Genomic DNA, 18,451 nt, shown 5'->3' with positions numbered 1-18,451 from the left:
AGATTTTAGATTTTTTAATAAAATGGATTCGATAAATTGCTTCAAATTAACTCAAGCAACTTATGAAACTCGGCGCATTTTCCATCAGTCTCTCAGTCAAAAATCTTCAGGTATCGAAAGAGTTCTATCAAAAACTGGGCTTCTCAGTATTTGCCGGAAGTGATGAGATGAATTACCTGATCATGAAAAATGAGGATACGCTGATCGGACTTTTTCATGAGATGTTTGAGAAAAATATTCTGACTTTCAATCCGGGTTGGGATCAAAATGCGAACGTGGTTGATTCTTTTGATGATGTACGCTCTATTCAAAATCAGTTGAAAGAAAGGGGGATCCTTTTAGCTCAAGAAGTGAATCCGGGAAGTTCGGGTCCTGGCAGTATTCTTTTTTTTGACCCGGATGGGAATACGATTTTGATCGATCAGCACGTCTAATTGAAATGAATCAACAAGTCCAAAATTCACTCTTAACCGGAAAACTGCGTTCTTCAATTTTTCCCAACACCATTATTTCTACTTCGTTGATAAGTTATAAATCGATAAACTAGATAAAAATGAAGAAATTCTATTTTCTTTTATTTTTTTTGGAACTTACCTCCTACCATTCTGGATTCTCACAAAACTTGATTGAGTCCTCAGATTCCATCTACAGCTTCCCGTTTTCCACCGAATCCAAACTTCTTGTTTTCAAAGGGAAAATGAATGGAGTAGACACTGAGTTTGTATTCGACACAGGAGCGAGTATGGGGCTAGCGAATTCCCTGAGTGAACCAAGCGGAAAATTAAAGATCAAAGGAAAGAAGATTAAAATGCGGGACTCGAATAATCAAGTTCAAAAAGTGAAAACAGGCGTCAGCGATAAAATCCAAATTGGAGGATTCACTTTTCCTAATGTTCGAAGCCTGGTCAATGACATGACTTATTTGTATTGCCTGGACTTTTATTTGTTGGGGGCGGATGTGATTCGACAGCTAAATTGGGAAATCGATTTTGAGAATAACATCATCCAGGTATCCAAAAAGCCTTTTCCAGTTTCAGATTCACTATTTCGACTCCCTGTTACCTATATCAACAACCGACCTTTTGTCAGCACTGGATTTGCTAATGAGAAATTTAACCGGGTATTGATCGATTTTGGATATACTAAAGTGATGGATTTCCCGCAAGACAATCCTGCTATTCAGTCCTTTCTCACTATGAAAGACAGTCTTGGCCTCAGCAATCCTAATATAAGCAGTTCGATGGGTGCCTTAGGTTTGAAAACCTATGAATCCAAGACAATTTTGGTTGACAGTTTACTGATTGGAGGTCGATATTTTTCCCGAATCCCTGTTGATTTTGAAGATTCCAAACGTTCAAAAATTGGCTTAAGCTTTTTTTCAAACCTCAGCAATCGAACAATCTTGAATAATTCCGAATCATCATTCTATCTAGATCTCAAGTCTGGCAACCCGAATTTCAAAGATCCAACCCATATCAATTTACAGTATAAAGAGGGAAAAATCGTGTTGGTTGGAAAGCCTTTGGGAATGGTGACAGAGGATAGTCAGATTGAAATCGGGGAATATATCGCAGCCGTGAACGGAAGAAAACCGGAAGATTTTGGTGACGAATGTGAATTTATGCAATTCTTCTTCGGAAAGAATTTTGATCAGATGGAACTTGAAAAACTAAACGGGGAAAAATTGATTTTTAAAAGAATACCACTCAAGTAAGTCCTAAAATCCAACCTTCTTAAAACCTTAAATGAAAGCCTTGGAAAAAAGTAACAAAACTCTTCTTTTCCATCACAAAAGATTCAAATTCAATTAATTTTTGCTTCACTTACCTTCAGATTCTTTTGCAGAACTTGAATAGGAAATGAACCGAAAGAAGATCCCTGCAAACCGTTATATTTTTCATTACTTGATCTTAGTAGTGATCAGCGGATTGGTCTTTTTATTTACTGAAAAAGGCATTTGGAGCTTTTACTCACCTCAAATATTCCTCTTTCAAGATTTTATGGATTTGCAATGGGTAAGAGTTTATCCACCTTTACTATGATTCACGAAACGGGACATTTTTAAGGTTATCCACACACCTTTTCACAGGTTGATCCATGTAAAGATGGAGATGGCTTTCCAGATACTGATTCATATGATAATGAAAAGAAAAAATTTTATCGATTCCTGAAAACCAATTGCGAGGAAAAATACTTTTATGTTTCCAACGTTATGGACTATAACCCATCGGTTTATAATAGTTTCACTTTGGATCAAGTCACCAAAATGAGAACTACGCTTGAAAAAGGATACTATTTGCCAGTCAATTCCAATCTTAACGAGCGAAGAAAACCTCAACCTTGGAAACGAGGCGTCTTTGATCCAACTGTCATACCGATTTATTAAAACGGTAAAACTCTTAATACAATAGCTTTAATGATGTCGGTTGAATTCTAATTCTTTAATCACTCGCGAAACTTTTGGTAAGACATTGACGTCCTGTATTTTTAATTGACTATATTCTAATTTTTAAAACCCAGAATAATGGCCTCACGCTCCTACTCCCTCCTTTTATTACTGCTAATTTTCTCAACACTTATCTCCTGCGAACCCAAAGAAGAAGTAACTCCAGCACCGGATCCTTTTCCTTCGCTGACCATTTTCAAGGATCGGTTTTTAGCAGAAGCCAAAGCCAGGGGATATAATCTCGATATGTCAGGTTTGGATATGCAGTATGTTGATGGCAAAATTACGCCCCCAGATGGAAGGGAATATTGCGGATATGGGTGGATCAATTTTCCTGTATCAGGAAGAAGACAAATATTCATCTCAAAAGACCCTTCTTGCGGATATGCTAATTATACCGATATAAGACGGGAGATTTTCGTCTTCCATGAAATTGGCCATGCTTTTCTCAATTTAAGGCACGACAATTCTTTCCTTTGTGACGGCAGACCTCTTTCCTTAATGCATGAAAACGTTCATATGTATGATTACTATGAGGATACTCCCGAAAACAAAAAATATTATCTGGATGAACTATTCGATAGACTTGCAGCTGAAGAAAAGTGTATTAAATACGCAAAAGATTATACAGTAAGTCCAGTCTTTTTCAGTCCTCAAGCGAGTGGTCAAAATTGGGTTTTTTCCAACTCACAGGGGAGTTTTACAGGTGAGAGAATTACAAATTCCACTCCAAATGCTTTGGTGATATCTTCAGTCCCCGGTAGAACATCAACATCAACGGGATATTGGTTTTCTCAAATCGAAAATGCAAATATCCCTAAAGACGCCAAAGTGACCCTTCGTACCAAAGTCACTTCAACCGGTTTGACTGGGCCTGGAGTAGCGATTGCCATACGAGTCTATGAGAATACCTTACTTGAAAGAGGATCCCAATTACTAGAAACAATGGTTCTCACAACAGAAAATAAGCCTGTATCCGGAGTTCTTGATGGACAAATCCTTGAATTATCCATTCCAAAATTTAATCGAAAAATGGTAATGTTGATTCCTTTTGCTGTTATGATGCCAGGCACTGAGGGAGTAGCAATATTTGAAGATTTCGAAATCATCGTCGAAAAGTAAATTTAACATCCATCATTGGGGAATTCGTGGAGAGCTTCTTAACTTGTTGAAATACAAATTGTAAAAATGATTTCAACCTAATTTTGACTTAAAATGAAATCAAGCATAACCCAAAGCGACATACAGAGGGAAAATTATTATCCATGCGAAGATTCCACCTGCCTGCCGGCAGGCAGGTGTGGCCTTTAAAAATCAAATTATAAACACATGAAATTGTTCATACTCCTTTTTTGCTTCGCTTTTGGCCTCTCGAATCTTACATTAGCACAGGACACAAACGTTTTCTTTTCTCCTCATTGGTTGAATAAAAAGCTGCCCGACCAACCCAAAATCGATTTTAGAAATCACCTTTTTCTAGACAAACTTGACACGCTTCAAAGTGATTCGATAGAAGTCCATTTTCCCATGGATTTCCTCCTTAATCGAGAATTAAATAGTTCGAATCTGCAACCTGGAAATTCTTCCCTACCCTTTTTCGAACTTCCCCCTTCAACTAGCCGAATGCCGATCATACCTTTTGACGAATCGGTGAATTACACGATTCTGCGGAAGGAGTTTAAATGATTTTTTCACTGCCCAGGCGAAGGGGACGCAGAGATTTTTAAAGAAGGGAATCAATAGAAAATTTTTCCCCTCTGTGACCTTGAAAAATCCAATTGAGCCAAAAAGTTAAATATTACATTTTGAAGCTTGATTTCTAAACTACTTTTTCTCTGAGAACTCTATGGTGAAATACCTTGATGTTCTTCGTGACTAATCCCAAATCAACGCATCTTAAAAAGTAGCCGATGAATAAATCTCATTTTCCTCAGCACTGCTGAATTGACCACAAAGGGATATGCATCAGGAATCCCCATGGAGCGATTAAGGCTGTTGATAGCAAATGAAATGGGAAACCAAGCTTTGAAAATCAGATTGAAATCGAGGGTCTCATAGGGATCAAATTCGATTTTTCCCTGAAGAGCAGGTTCATATAAAAGAGGATTCACTGAGAGTCCAAACGAAAAGGAGGTCTCAGCCATCGCCATGATATGCAGGTAATGCGCCCAAGTCTCCGCCCAATCCTCCCAAGGATGCGAACTGGCATATTGACTGATAAAGCTCCCTTTCCAATCCGACTGATATTTGGATTGATAATAGGTAAGCAAAGCTTGATTATAATCCTTTTGTTCATCTCCAAAAATCGCTCTGAATTCAGTTAGGCTTTCCGAATCTTTTGCGATCAGCATATCCCAAAAATAATGTCCCACCTCATGCCTAAAGTGACCAATCAAGGTTCGATACGGCTCCAGGAGTTCACTTTTCATTTTTTCCAAATGGACAGAATCTGCCTCCTCAAGCAAGATAGTAATCACCCCACTGGAATGACCCGTCATGCGGTTATGACTGGGACTACGGGAGAGAAAATCAAAAAATAGACCGTCCATTGTGTTTTTGAATTTACTCACATACGGTAGATTGAGGCGGTCTAATTGGTAGACCAAGCGATGTTTAGCCACTTCCAGCTTTTTCCATTTTTGGAAATTTTGGCGATCAGAGAGGTTTGGAATGGTTCGGTTAAGTTGACATGCAGCACAAAACCGCTCCCCCTTTTCAAATGGAATTAACCAATTGCAAACGTCATATTCACGATTTGCACAATAGCGAAACAACTTCTCATCCTTGGCTGAAGTCATGACCAAAACGGAAGGATCAAAGGACAGCATATTCCGTTCCTCAACTGAGAAACCGGTCAGATATCCGCACTTTTCACAGCGATTGTTTTCAAAAAATAGGGCATGATGACAATGATCGCATTCAAAAATTTTCATATGATTATAATTGCTTTTAAGCGGCCACACCTGCCTGCCGGCAGGCAGGTGGAATCTTCGCATGTACGATAATTATTCCATTGTTTGACGTTTTCGTCATGCCTGTCTGCCTCAGGCAGGCTTGATTTCATAGCAGTGATGCTTGATTCAGATTCAAAGGTAATTACTAAACATGCCAATAGACAGGTAAATATGATTTCATATTCCAAGTCAAGAAATTCATCGCATAGGCGCGGAAAAAGCAGAGATATTTTGAGTCCTTTTTTCCAGCGAACTTTTGGGCTAGAAATCTTTGCGCACCTTTGCGTTCTTCGTGGCTTAAAAACCAGATAGTGCCTGCCGGATCGGCAAAGGCAGGCCTTCAGCACTCAGTTTTGAATCATCTTTCCATAATCCCGGCGTTGCATACAGGGCTTTTACAGAACGTACCTTTGGTACTCTTTTAGAGGCCCCCACAAAAAAATACCCGTCTTTATCCTTTTTGAACTCCTGTGATAAAAAATCTTCGCGTTACTTTGCGCACTTTGCGGCTGAAAAAATTCACCGCAGAGGCGCCGTGAACGCAGAGATTAAAGGTTAATTCCTGAAACTCTTTTTCTCTGAGAACTCTGTGGTAGAAAATCTTTGCGCTTCTTTGCGTGCTTTGCGTTCTTTGCGGCAAAAAAAAGAAAACCTTCGAGGTCTGTAAAACCTCAAAGGTTAACCCAAGAAAAGCTTCAGCTTTTCCCCTCCGTGACCTTGAAAAAGAATAAAAGTGTCAAAAAGTTAAAAAGACCATTATAAAGGTTAATTCCTGAAACTCTTTTTCTCTGAGAACTCTGTGGTAGAAAATCTTCGCGCTTCTTTGCGTGCTTTGCGGCAAAAAACAAAAAAACCTTCGAGGTTTGTAAAACCTCAAAGGGTACCGAAAACTTCTGCCTACTGTGACTGCCTTCTGATCACTTATCCTTAGGTTTATCCCGCTGCATCTCAATCATATCCACAGGTGGTGGAGTATTGTCTCCCAGCAAATGCTGAACGAAATAATCACCCATTTTCCAGAAGAAGTATTCCGTCATATCACCGAATCCATGTCTTTGACCCGGTAGCATCACCAACTCAAATCGCTTTCCGGCTTTGATCAGCGCATTGGCCATGCGGATCGTGCCGGCAGGATGGACGTTGTTGTCCACATCACCGGTGCTTAGCATCAAATGGCCCTTTAAGTTTTTGGCCAAATCCGGGTTTTTCTCAATCTGATAGACAAAAGTCGTGTCTCCACTTGGAAGAATTCGCTCTTGTACACCATGATGCTTCTCTGACCACCAGCGATTGTAGATATTGTTTTCATGGTTACCTGCAGAGGAAACCGCTACTTTGAAGACTTCTGGATAGACAAGCATCGCAGCTGTGGACATAAATCCACCTCCGGAGTGTCCATGAATCCCAACCTTATTGCGATCGATAAACGGATGGCGATCCGCCAATTGGTCAACAGCTGCTTTCTTATCAGCCAAACCATAATCTCTCAAGGAGCCATAGCCAAAATTGTGATACCATTTGGATCGGGCAGGATGACCTCCACGGTTTCCCAAAGTCACCACTACGAACCCAAACTGGGCCAAACGATCTGTTCGATCCAAACCACGACCGAAAGCTTTGTTGACCGCTTCAGTCTGAGGACCTGGATACACGTATTGAATTAGTGGATATTTTCTTGTCGAGTCAAAGTCAAAGGGCTTGTACATTACCCCATACAAATCTGTGATTCCGTCGTCAGCCTTAAACTTGAATGGCTCCGGGAATTGATAGCCTGCGGCAAAAAGCTGGCTAAGATCTGCCGTTTCTAAGTCCATTATTTTTGCACCGGAGCGATCCATCAAAACGGAAACTGGAGCGGTATTTACTCTTGAGAAATTGCTGACAAAGAAGTTTGCATTGTCATTGATATTGATGTCGTGGTTGAAATCACCTTTATTCAACAAAGTGACTGCACCGCCATCCAGGCTCACGCTATATAAATGTTCGTAGTAAGGGTCCTCTCCTTTTTCACGACCATTTGCAGTGAAGAATAGTCTGCGAGTTTTCGCATCCACTCTAGCAGCACCTGCAGTGTGGTATGGGCCGGAAGTGAGTTGACGCTTGAGTGTACCATCTTTACCATAGAGGTAAAAGTGCCCCCAACCATCACGCTCTGACCACCAAATCAGATCATTTCCTGCGATTTCAACTTTTTCAAAGTCGATATAGGTATTGCTTCGCTCCTCGATAACTACAGTTTTTTGATTAGAAGTGATATTCCATCGGACTACATCAACCTTCTTAAGATCTCGGGAAGTGATTGCAAAGTAAAATTCATTCAAGTCTCCCAACCAAAGCGTAGGACGGAAGTCGTCATCTCGGGAGTTGGTTGGTGGTGTGGTTGACCAAAGCGAAACCGTCTGATCTTTGAAAGTTGCGATTGGAAGTTTCTTTAGCTCCTTAGAATCAAAGGAAAAATATAGAAGTTCACTCACTGGCTGCTCTTTTTCTCCTGGCATGGCATATTTGTAGGTTTCCAAAGTAGGCCGAGGATCGCGGGTATTATGAATCACCCAAAGATCTTTGACTTTGCGCTGATCTGTTCGAGTCAGGATAAACTGCTTGCTGTCCGTGCTCCAAAGGATTCCGGCCCGCTTGCGGTCTTTCTTTTTCTTTTCTACTTCTTCATTGTCATCTCCACGGTCGCCAAAGCCATATTCGTAGTCCTTTTCGCCATCTGTAGTTAATTGAGTCTCTACGATAGTCGAGTCTTTTTCATCTTTCACAGCTTTCAGGAAGTTTGCCTTATCCATCCAATACAGGTTGTACTCCTTTACAAAAACAACCTTGGAGGAATCAGGAGCTATGTTTGCCCAAGCCAAACGCTTTGGGTCCTTTTCGGTTTCAATCTCAGTCAGTTGCTGTGTAGTGATGTTATAAAGAAAAGTATGCACTTTCTTTTCCAGCGAGTCCTTAGAGCTTTTGTTTTTTGCTTTGATTTCTGTCCAGTCCTTTTTCAATACATCCTGAGTGCTTTTTACTTTGAATCGAATGGTGTTTTCATCGTCCATGAGCTTCAAATCATCCAATTTAAGGTGTTGACCATCGAAAGGATCTTTGACCGCTTTGGAAATCTCCGCAGCGAGTTTGTCTTTGTCAAAAAGCTGAGTTTTGGTTCCACGTGTAGGGTCTACCACGTACCAATTTTACCATCAGTGGTTTCATACTCATACCAAAAACGATCTGATTTCTTCATCCAGTGAGGGTCCACACTGGTGGAGAAAACCATTTTTTTCATTTTCTCGGGTGAAAATCGGGCAGCAAGTTCATAATTTCCTGGATAGCCAGTTTGTTGGGAGAGTGCTGGTAAACAGGTCAGCAACAACCCAAATAGTAGTAAAGATATTCTAATCATGAGGTTTATATTTCTAGCCTCGAAACTAAAAAGTCCAATCCAAGTTTTTTGACCGCTTGCGTAAAATTGTGGAAAAAGGCTTTATTGCTTTATCACTCCCAGAAAGAAAAAGAAAGATTTACAAATGCGGAATGACTGTGCTTTTTGAAACATTAAACTCAATCCTTACCCTTCATTAGAGTACTTTTTTTAACCGCAAAGAAAGAAAGAGAGAAAAGGATGTATCAACCCCTCTCCGAACTTCAAAGATTTGAGTGGAATCAATCCTTTCGAAGGGCGCAAAGTAAAAAAGCTAAAGCTTTTTTAAGCTCATCTAAGAATCATCTAAGTTCTAGATCTATATATTCATTAACCGGTAATTTCTTGCAAATTTTGAAAGGAAGAAATGAGATCCATGATTCTGCTTTTTCGTTAAATTGTATAAAAATCAAGGTTATGGAAAAGATAAGTATCGAAGTAAGAGCTGATTTAGCCAAAGCGTGGGAAGGTTCTTCTCCTGATTTTAAAAAACAAATCTCAGGAATAATAGAAGGTCAAATTAGGCAGGCGCTGAGTAAGGGAGACAAAGAAAAAGTGCTTGCATATTTAACAGACCTAAAAGAAAAAATGAATTCTCGAGGACTTACTCAAGATGCGTTAGATGACATTCTCCGGTGACAAACTTTTTATTTTTGATACTAATGTCTTGATTAGTGCTGCATTAATCAAGAACTCACCCACAGAAAAATCGCTTCAAAAGGCAATAGAATATGGTTTACTCGCTTTTTCAAAGCAAACTCTGAATGAGCTTATTGAAATTCTAAAAAGACCTAAATTTGAGAGATACCTAAGCAAAGTGGAGCGACAGGAATTTTTAAAAAAAATACTTTCAGTTTCACTAATTTTCAGTCCTTCTCGCAAATTTGAAATCTGTAGAGATCCACGAGATAATATTTTTCTGGATTTGATTTTTGAATCTCGCGCGGATTATTTGATCACCGGAGATCAGGATCTTTTGGTTTTAAACTCCTTTGAATCAGCAAAAATTATTCTCCCCTCTGATTTTTCAGGATTGCAACTTGGATGATCCAAACATCCCAACTTCCATACCTCCCTACTTCCTAGCCTCCAACCTCCATCCATGCCCCTTTTTCACGTTACCTTAACGTTCCGTTCATTTTTGCAGAATAATATTTGGAATTCATAGCAATTTGTTAATAACCTAAACATTATAGATTCATATCGCTGCGGTAGCTTTAAATCAAAACCCACAGTGTGAAGACTCACTACAAAACAATCGTCATTTCTGACGTTCACTTGGGCACCAAAGGCTCCAAAGCCAAGGAAATAGCCCGGTTTCTGAAACAATACCGCTGCGAAAATCTCATCCTCAACGGAGACATCATCGACGGCTGGCAACTCAAAAAATCAGGGAGTTGGAAACGAAAGCACACCCGCTTTTTCAACCGAATCCTCAAGATGATCGAAAATCATAATACGAATGTCTTCTACCTCAGAGGCAATCACGATGATTTTCTGGAGCAAATATTACCGCTTCAGATTGGCAAACTCCGAATCCAAACAGACATGATTTATGAGTCCTTTGGTAAAAAATATTTCATCACTCACGGGGATGTGTTTGACAGCATTACCACTAACCTGAGATGGATCGCTTATCTCGGGGATATGGGTTACACTTTTTTACTCTGGCTAAATCGTGTGGTGAATCACTATCGAAGAAAAAGAGGATTACGCTATTTTTCATTGTCTCAATATATCAAAGGAAAAGTAAAATCAGCCGTATCCTATATCGATCAATACGAAACGGAGCTTGCCAAAATGGCTAAAGCCAAAGGCTGTGATGGAATCATCTGTGGTCACATTCACCAAGCAGAATGTCGGCTAATCGATGGAATTGAATATATGAACTCCGGTGACTGGGTCGAGACGATGAGTGCACTGGCTGAAGATCATGAAGGAAACTGGCAGTTGATATACTACAATGAAATTGACTTCAAAGGGATCCAAATCGACAATCAAACCAGTTCAGGAAGTCCGGATCAGGAAGAGGAGCGTCCGGTGATTCCGCTTCGAAAGGTGTCATTTGACTTGCCAAAAGACGATATAAATCCACCTTTCATTCGCTTGTAAGATGAAGTTTCTTTTTATCGTTCAGGGAGAAGGTCGGGGACATATGACCCAAGCTATTGCCTTCGGCAAGCTACTGGAATCAAATGGTCACCATCTGATTGGAGTGATTTTAGGCAAAAGCAAACGAAGAGCTGTTCCTGAGTTTTTTGAGCGGGAGATTAAGGCACCGATCCACTTGGTTAAAAGTCCGAATTTTGAAACTGACAGAAATCAGAAGAAAGTCTCAATCCACAAAACAATCCTGAAAAACGTTCTGAAGCTGAACACCTACCAGAAAAGTCTAAAAACTATTGATGAAATTGTGAAAACCGAAAAACCGGATGTGATCCTAAATTTTTACGATTTGCTTGGTGGGATATATAATTTCATTTTTCGCCCAAAAGCCAAATTCTGGGTAATTGGTCATCAATATTTGATGGGACATCCGAGTTTCAAGTTTGCGCCAAACAAGCCTGTCGATAAATTTCTTTTCCAGCTTAACACTGCATTGACAAGTTTGGGGGCCGATGAAAGATTAGCACTAAGCTTTTTGCCCCAAGTCCGGTATGCCAATCAAAAAGTACGGGTAGTTCCTCCTTTACTTCGACCGGAGGTAAAAGTTTTAGAGCCAAAAACAGGTGATTTCTATTTGGCCTACATGGTCAACCCAGGCTATTCAGAGGAAGTCATTCACTTTGCTAAAGCTAATCAACACCTTAAAATCAAAGCCTATTGGGATAAAAAAGGAGCAGCTGAGACTGAATATCCCTTAGCAAATTTGAGCTTCCACCGCGTTCATGATAAAAAATTTCTACAGGACATGGCTAATTGCAAAGGGCTAGTTTGTACAGCAGGATTTGAATCTGTTTGCGAGGCAAATTATTTAGGCAAGCCGGTCATGATGATTCCGGTCGCGGGGCAGTATGAACAGGCCTGCAATGCCATGGATGCTGAGGCTTCAGGTGTGGGAATTGCTTCCGAGAATTTTGACTTTGCGAAGCTGGACCGATTGCAAAAAAAGGTCTTAACAGAATCTGACCAGTATATAAAATGGGCTGATTCTTGGCAATCGGTTTTTAGAGAAATACTTTCAGATGTAGTGGTTACAGAGAAAGAAAGTGAAACTCCTTTCCCTCAAGGATCTATGCCTGCGATGGGTTGATCTGTTTTAACAGCCTAATTCTTGGCGTTCTTCGGGAGTCAGGTCTTCCATTCTTTTGTAGATGATTTTGCCTTCTCTTTCGATTTTGGCATAGGGGAAATTGGCCCGCTTTACTTTTCTTTTTTCTTCCATAAAAAGATTTAGGTAATTAACCTGCAAAGAATTGAATAACTGCTGGAGCTCAGCAATTTCTTGTTCCGAAGGTTGGGAAAATAGTCTGTTCTTGTTAGTTCTGATTTCAAATTCCGCAAGTTGCTTTTGATAGCTGGAACTTGTTACCATGTAGTTTTTGACAGATGAAATTTGGGAAACTTTTGAAAACGGACTTTTCTCTTTCTCGCTGATTTTTTCATTCAATTCATAATTAGTTTCTCCTTCTTTTTCTATTCTGTCATGAAGTAAACGTGGATTTACAGGAGGTTCAACCTTTGGTTGGTCTTCAGTTCTCAGTGAATGGTACTTATCAATTAAATCATTAAACATTTCGAATAATCGTTCTTGATCAGTTTTTGATCTATCTATAAAAGAAGATCCGGATTTGAGCCGTTCCAGATATTGAACATAGTAGGCTTGATAGAGCGAAACTGGGTAGGAATTAAGAGTGTGCTGTTGATTTTTTGGATTTTCTGAATTGAAGGTCACAGAACCTCCCATTGGTTTCTTTCCGAAACTTGAATTTGCTCCATAGACATTCTCAAAACCTGAAAATGTATAAATACTAACTTGATTCTTTTGAGGAAAGCGCGCTGATCGCGCATTGGAATTGACGTAGCTGGAAGAATAATGAGCAATATCTGAGACTTGCAATTCTTCCAATTTTGAATTCGGAACCACTTTTCCATCAATCCAAATCGCAAACTCATCTCCATTTTTCCAGCTTTCAAAAAGGGCTGAACTTGGGATACTTTTTTTCATCTTTCCTGGAGGATTTGGTAAATCTTTGGCGTATTTCTCCGGCAATTGATCATAGCTGAGCTCTTCCTTTACTCCATCTGGATATTTAATGAAAAACTTGGTTTGGCTGTAATATTCGGCTTTGGTGAGCGTCTGGATTGGAGAGCCATAGATCAAACTATAAGCGTTTACTCCAAGTTCTTCTACTTTATTATCACCGTCAGGATCCATCCAAACCAATTTTTTAATATTATGACTACGAAAAACTGATTTAACTTCTTCTACATCGCCCATGGTTGACCCTGCTTGAATGACCAATTTAATTTGAGGATTAATGGAAGCTTTTTGATTTAATATTTCAGAAAGCTGATCCATCTTATAAATTTTTGTACTCCGAACATCATCAAGGAGGAACCTACCTCCTGAAACCAAATAAACAGTAAGATCATATACTTTTTCCGTCTTCTCTAAATCCAAAGGGAAAATATGAACCTCACTTAATTTCTCTTCGCCAAGGCTAGAAGGAACAACTTTCTCACTGAAAATATAAACCATCGCTCCCAGTACAGGGATCACACTTAAAATCAAAATCCACTTAGTCGAATTTGTTGTTTTTCGCTTCATCATTTCAAATCGTTTTTTAGTGAGAGAAAAATTCAAGCTGCTGGCCAATCCGTGACTTTTCTCCGGGATCATCATGGCTAGTAGGAAATTTTTGTATTGATCCAGTGGAGTAATTTGCAATGCCGCCTCATCGGCAATGAATTCGTGATTGAGTTTGATCGACTGCCGTGCAAGGTAGAGTCCGGGGTGAAACCAGAACACCACCAGCAAACTTTCAATCAGGAGATTATCCCAACTGTGTCTTCCATGGACGTGGGCCTGCTCGTGAGCAAAAATCGAATCTGTCAGTTGACCCTCATCGAGATAATCTTTCGAAACAAAAATATAGCTCAAGAAGGAAAAGGGAAGACTTTGCTCTTTTAACAAAACCAAGGTTTCGCCTCGGAATTGCACGTGGACATTTCGGTTTATTTTGTGCCTAAGCAAATTGATGTTGCGAAAAAATCGAATCAAAAAGACAAGCGTGATCAAACCATAAACTGTCCAAAAAATCAAAGTCCAATTCATCGTTTTTTCGGCTAAAACCACCTCTGAAACTGACTCAGAAGCCAAATCTGGAAAAGACTCAAAGTAAAAATCTTGGACTGGGATTATTTCTTGGCTAAATACCTGAGCCGATTCATCCCTTTTTTCTGCTACTTCAATTTCCACCAAGGGAATGAAAAAAGATCCAATTACAGCTGCCAAAAGGAAAAACCGATTGAACTTATAGATTGCTTCTCGCTGTAAAACCAAGCGATGAACCAAAAGCAAAATGAGCAGACAAGCAACGGATTTGAGGAGGTACAGGATCATATCTTTTTCTTTAATTGGTCATCGATAATTTCCTTCAGAGCTTCCAATTCTTCCTGAGTCAAATCCGCCTTTTTTGTGAAAAATGAGGCAAACTGCGCTGGAGAATCATTGAAAAAATTCTTTATCAAGCCCTGAATATGCTTGGCGAAATAGTTCTCTTTGGATACCAAAGGGAAATATTCCCTCGATTTTCCACTGGACTCATAGCCGACAAAATTCTTTTCCTGCATTCGGGTCAAAAGTGTGGAAACCGTAGTGGTTGCAGGTTTTGGATCGGGATAGCATTCCAACAAATCTTTCATAAAAGCCCGCTTAAGCCTCCACAAGTGATTCATTAGTTCTTCTTCGGTTGGTGTGAGTTTCATCAGTATCAAGTATTTTTCTTCTACAAATGTAGAACAGTATTTTACATCTACAAGTGTAGATCAAAATATTTTTCCAATTTTTTTTAGGGTAGAAAAAATTCCAGAAACTTTGAATGCGAGTTAGTTGCTAAAAACCCTAAGAGAAAAAACATTATCTGGAAACCGATTTCCAAATGCGATTGCTGTAAAAAGAGAGTTTACATTATCGATTTTTGCAAATATCCTCTCAATTCAACCGCAAAAAATTTAGAATACCGTTAGTAAACAGAAAGATTCATTTTTGACTTTAATACTCAGAAATTGATAATTTCGAATCTTGCTCAAAGGAGAAATAGTGCATGTCAGCTGAATATATAAGATTACAGGAAGATAAAGAATACAAAAAACATTGGAAGAAGTGGGGGCCTTACCTCACCGAAAGACAATGGGGGACTGTCCGTGAAGATTACAGTCCGGATGGCGCTGCTTGGGAAAATGTTACTCATGATGACGCCCGCAGCAAAGCATACCGCTGGGGTGAAGAAGGAATCGCCGGAATCTCAGATCACAAGCAAAAGCTTTGCTTAGCTTGGGGATTTTGGAACGGGAAAGATCCATTCATCAAGGAGCGCCTTTTTGGATTGACTGGAAATCAGGGGAACCATGGAGAAGACGTCAAAGAGATCTATTATTACTTGGATTCGACCCCTACGCACAGCTATATGAAGATGCTTTACAAGTATCCTCAGGCTGAATTCCCCTATCAAAAACTGATCGATGAGAACAGAAAAGCAGGAAAGCTACAGGATGAATTTGAACTGATCGACACCGGAGTTTTTGACGAAGATCGATACTTCGATATCTTCATTGAATATGCAAAGAACGATGTGGAAGACATCGTGGCCATAGTTACCGTACACAACCGAGGACCGGAAGCTGCCAAACTCACAGTCATGCCGACGATCTGGTTTAGGAAAACGTGGTTTACAGGCCATGAGCCCTTTATGCCAAAAATCTCCAAATTGGACGAACACTCCATCAAAGCATTTAATCCAAAATCAGGGAATTACATCTTTACCTTTTGCAGCAATACCGAACTGGCTTTTTGTAATAATGAAACCAATCGGGAGAAATTATACGGTATTCCAAATGATCAAAACTCCTCCAAAGACGGAATCAATAATTATATAGTATCTGGAGACCGAGCGGGTCTGAATCCAAATAATTCCGGAACAAAAGCCTCCGCAATTTTTGAATTGGATGTTCCCGTAGGGGGAAGCAGGTCGATTAAAATGCGAATGCAGCATCAGATCGAGGAAAAACCTCTGGACTCTTGCCTGGCAAGTGTTGACTTGCGCAAGAAAGAGGCCAATGAATTCTATGATGCGATCCAAGATCGGGTAACAGATTCTGACCTGAAGTCTATCCAAAGACAGGCTTTTGCGGGATTGATGTGGTCCAAGCAGTTTTACTACTATGATGTTAACCGTTGGCTGGAAGGGGATGAAGGCAGATACACCCCGCCCGAACAGCGAAAAAAGGGTAGGAATAACAATTGGCGGCACCTCCAAAACTATGACATTATCTCCATGCCGGATAAGTGGGAATATCCATGGTATGCAGCTTGGGATTTGGCTTTTCATTGTATTCCCATCGCACGTATCGATCCTGAATTTGCAAAAGATCAGCTCGTACTTCTGCTCAATGAATGGTATATGCATCCCAATGGGCAGATTCCTGCATACGAATGGAATTTCTCCGATGTAAACCCGCCCGTCCATGCCTATGCCGTACAGCGAGTTTATCAGATTGACAAGAAGCTGAACGGTGGTAAGGGTGATCAAGAATTCTTGGAACGTGCCATGCATAAACTGATGCTCAACTTCACTTGGTGGGTCAATCAGAAGGATAGTGATGGCAAAAATATCTTCGAAGGCGGATTCCTTGGATTGGATAATATTTCGCTTTTTGACCGAAGTCATGCCAGCTATTATCAAGGGAAATTGGAACAAGCCGATGGTACCTCTTGGATGGCTATGTTTTCGCTGAATCTCTTGCGGATTTCATTGGATCTCTGTGAATTCAACAGAGTCTACCAATTTACTGCAACAAAATTTCTGGAGCACTTTCTCTACATCGCCGGTGCGATGAATAATATTTCCCTCGAACATATCTCGCTTTGGGATGACGAAGACAGTTTCTTTTATGATGTCTTTCACCTCAAAGGAAAAGAACCTAAAAAGCTGAAAGTACGATCCATAGTAGGATTGATCCCTCTTTTTGCAGTCGAACCCATCCGCGAGGATTTATTTGATGACCTTCCTGAATTCAAAAAACGACTGGACTTTTTTTTAAGAGAAAAGCCCAAACTCGCCTCGCTTGTATCGAGCTGGATTCAACCTGGATATGACAAGCGAAGACTATTTTCGCTGCTTCGTGGTCACCGAATGAAAAGTGTCCTGCACAAAATGCTGGATTCAGATGAATTCCTGAGTGATTATGGCATCCGCTCGCTCTCCAAGTATTACGAAAAGCACCCATACGCCATGAAAATCAACGGCGATACGCTTTCCATCAAATACACTCCGGGAGAATCCGATACACGGATGTTTGGCGGCAATTCCAACTGGAGAGGACCGATCTGGTTCCCAATAAATTACCTGATTATTGAGTCATTGAAAAAGTTTGACTTCTACTATGGTGGCGACTTTTCTATCGAATACCCAACAGGTTCGGGAAACTTCCTAACGATGGATATTATTGCTAAAGAGCTGTCTTTTAGATGCATGAAAATATTCATGAAGGATAAAAATGGCCACAGGCCTGTCTATGGAAAGAATAAAAAATTTCAAGAAGATCCTCATTTCAAGGATTACATCTTGTTTTATGAGTATTTTCATGGTGATTCCGGCAAAGGATTGGGAGCATCCCATCAGACCGGATGGACCGGATTGGTGGCGGAGATGATTCATAAATATTACAAAATCCAAGAGGTGAACCACGATGTCACTACTCCCCTATTTAGAAGCTAATCGTATCGAGGCAGGTTGCGATGAAGTGGGAAGAGGTTGCTTGGCAGGGCCGGTTGTGGCTGCGGCAGTGATTCTTCCTACCTCCTATTCCAATCCATGGATCAATGATTCAAAAAAACTCAGTAAAGCAAACCGACAAAGCTTAATCGAAGAAATCAAAAAAGAATCACTCGCCTGGGCTATTGGGGAAGCGAGTGTGGAAGAGATCGATCAGCTTAACATTTTGAACGCCTCATTTTTGGCGATGAAAAGAGCAATTCTTCAACTCAAGGTGGAGCCAGAACATTTGCTGATTGATGGTAATCGCTGGAAATCGGACTTGAACTTGCCTTTTACTTGCGTGATTAAAGGAGATGGTAAGATCGCAAGTATCGCCACAGCGTCCATTCTGGCCAAAGTGTATCGTGATGAACTAATGGAAAGACTGGCAATGGAACATCCCCATTTTGCATGGGAGCGGAATGTCGGGTATCCGACCTCAGCTCATCGAGAAGGAATCGAAAAATTTGGAAGTACGATCTGGCACCGAAAGACCTTTCAGCTGTTGCCGAGACAGTTGGAGTTGGATTTAAAACAGATTTAAAGCTCCCAAGGATTTAATATTTCTAAAGAATCGATCTTCTCGAAGTCTTTAATATTCCTAGTTATTAGAGTCAAATTATTAACTAGAAGTAGCGCCAATTATTGCGTCAGGCAA

15 protein-coding genes and 1 pseudogene are annotated in these 18,451 nt (G+C 40.2%); 11 read left to right on the top strand and 5 right to left on the bottom strand.

Going from position 1 to position 18,451, the window contains the following annotated elements; translation table 11 throughout:
- Positions 1–62 precede the first annotated feature (62 nt).
- From ACK4HU_RS03490 to ACK4HU_RS03470, 5 genes and pseudogenes are all read left to right on the top strand, one after another.
- Complete coding sequence (locus tag ACK4HU_RS03490) at positions 63–434, top strand: VOC family protein (protein ID WP_409803462.1); 372 nt, start codon at positions 63–65, stop codon at positions 432–434.
- 119 nt (positions 435–553) lie between these two features.
- Positions 554–1,714 carry an aspartyl protease family protein gene (locus ACK4HU_RS03485; RefSeq protein WP_409803461.1) on the top strand — a complete coding sequence of 387 codons (1,161 nt, stop codon included), beginning with the start codon at positions 554–556 and terminating at the stop codon, positions 1,712–1,714.
- A gap of 369 nt (positions 1,715–2,083) precedes the next feature.
- Positions 2,084–2,386, top strand: a pseudogene (locus ACK4HU_RS03480) (M43 family zinc metalloprotease); the annotation flags it as partial.
- A 138-nt stretch (positions 2,387–2,524) separates the two neighbouring features.
- Positions 2,525–3,568, top strand: a complete 1,044-nt coding sequence (locus tag ACK4HU_RS03475; RefSeq protein ID WP_409803460.1) for a hypothetical protein — start codon at positions 2,525–2,527, stop codon at positions 3,566–3,568.
- 207 nt (positions 3,569–3,775) lie between these two features.
- Complete coding sequence (locus tag ACK4HU_RS03470) at positions 3,776–4,132, top strand: hypothetical protein (RefSeq protein WP_409803459.1); 357 nt, start codon at positions 3,776–3,778, stop codon at positions 4,130–4,132.
- A gap of 200 nt (positions 4,133–4,332) precedes the next feature.
- On the opposite strand, the gene ACK4HU_RS03465 is transcribed toward ACK4HU_RS03470, so the two are convergent.
- The 3 genes from ACK4HU_RS03465 to ACK4HU_RS03455 all read right to left on the bottom strand — a co-directional run bounded on the left by ACK4HU_RS03465 (position 4,333) and on the right by ACK4HU_RS03455 (position 8,794).
- Positions 4,333–5,379, bottom strand: coding sequence for a putative zinc-binding metallopeptidase (locus ACK4HU_RS03465; protein ID WP_409803458.1), 1,047 nt, complete (start codon positions 5,377–5,379; stop codon positions 4,333–4,335).
- 938 nt (positions 5,380–6,317) lie between these two features.
- Positions 6,318–8,576, bottom strand: a complete 2,259-nt coding sequence (locus ACK4HU_RS03460) for a DPP IV N-terminal domain-containing protein (RefSeq protein WP_409803457.1) — start codon at positions 8,574–8,576, stop codon at positions 6,318–6,320.
- Positions 8,570–8,794 carry a hypothetical protein gene (locus ACK4HU_RS03455; protein WP_409803456.1) on the bottom strand — a complete coding sequence of 75 codons (225 nt, stop codon included), beginning with the start codon at positions 8,792–8,794 and terminating at the stop codon, positions 8,570–8,572. The genes ACK4HU_RS03460 and ACK4HU_RS03455 overlap by 7 nt, the downstream gene beginning before the upstream one ends.
- A 435-nt stretch (positions 8,795–9,229) precedes the next feature.
- Between ACK4HU_RS03455 and ACK4HU_RS03450 the strand changes: the two genes are divergently transcribed.
- The 4 genes from ACK4HU_RS03450 (at position 9,230) to ACK4HU_RS03435 (ending at position 12,065) form a co-directional block, all read left to right on the top strand.
- Positions 9,230–9,451 (top strand): hypothetical protein, encoded by a 222-nt coding sequence (locus tag ACK4HU_RS03450; RefSeq protein WP_409803455.1) that lies wholly within the window; start codon positions 9,230–9,232, stop codon positions 9,449–9,451.
- Entirely contained in the window at positions 9,435–9,860 is a 426-nt protein-coding gene (locus ACK4HU_RS03445) for a putative toxin-antitoxin system toxin component, PIN family (RefSeq protein WP_409803454.1), read from the top strand. Before ACK4HU_RS03450 ends, ACK4HU_RS03445 begins: the two co-directional genes overlap by 17 nt.
- A gap of 188 nt (positions 9,861–10,048) precedes the next feature.
- Positions 10,049–10,924 carry a UDP-2,3-diacylglucosamine diphosphatase gene (locus ACK4HU_RS03440; protein ID WP_409803453.1) on the top strand — a complete coding sequence of 292 codons (876 nt, stop codon included), beginning with the start codon at positions 10,049–10,051 and terminating at the stop codon, positions 10,922–10,924.
- 1 nt (position 10,925) lies between these two features.
- Positions 10,926–12,065, top strand: coding sequence for a glycosyltransferase family protein (locus ACK4HU_RS03435; protein ID WP_409803452.1), 1,140 nt, complete (start codon positions 10,926–10,928; stop codon positions 12,063–12,065).
- 6 nt (positions 12,066–12,071) lie between these two features.
- Here ACK4HU_RS03435 and ACK4HU_RS03430 read toward each other — a convergent pair whose 3' ends face one another.
- Together ACK4HU_RS03430 and ACK4HU_RS03425 are read right to left on the bottom strand one after the other, a co-directional pair.
- On the bottom strand, positions 12,072–14,378 hold the full coding sequence (locus ACK4HU_RS03430; protein WP_409803451.1) for a M56 family metallopeptidase: 2,307 nt from the start codon (positions 14,376–14,378) through the stop codon (positions 12,072–12,074).
- A complete protein-coding gene (locus tag ACK4HU_RS03425; RefSeq protein ID WP_409803450.1) occupies positions 14,375–14,743 on the bottom strand; it encodes a BlaI/MecI/CopY family transcriptional regulator in 369 nt (122 codons plus the stop codon). Before ACK4HU_RS03425 ends, ACK4HU_RS03430 begins: the two co-directional genes overlap by 4 nt.
- Positions 14,744–15,081: 338 nt before the next feature.
- Between ACK4HU_RS03425 and ACK4HU_RS03420 the strand changes: the two genes are divergently transcribed.
- Both ACK4HU_RS03420 and ACK4HU_RS03415 read left to right on the top strand, forming a co-directional pair.
- Positions 15,082–17,754 carry an MGH1-like glycoside hydrolase domain-containing protein gene (locus ACK4HU_RS03420; RefSeq protein ID WP_409803449.1) on the top strand — a complete coding sequence of 891 codons (2,673 nt, stop codon included), beginning with the start codon at positions 15,082–15,084 and terminating at the stop codon, positions 17,752–17,754.
- A complete protein-coding gene (locus tag ACK4HU_RS03415) occupies positions 17,726–18,337 on the top strand; it encodes a ribonuclease HII (protein ID WP_409803448.1) in 612 nt (203 codons plus the stop codon). Before ACK4HU_RS03420 ends, ACK4HU_RS03415 begins: the two co-directional genes overlap by 29 nt.
- Positions 18,338–18,451: the final 114 nt, after the last annotated feature.

It is taken from the genome of Algoriphagus sp., assembly GCF_046296635.1.
Taxonomy (GTDB): Bacteria; Bacteroidota; Bacteroidia; order Cytophagales; family Cyclobacteriaceae; genus Algoriphagus.
This window is presented reverse-complemented; position numbering and strand designations above follow the sequence as displayed.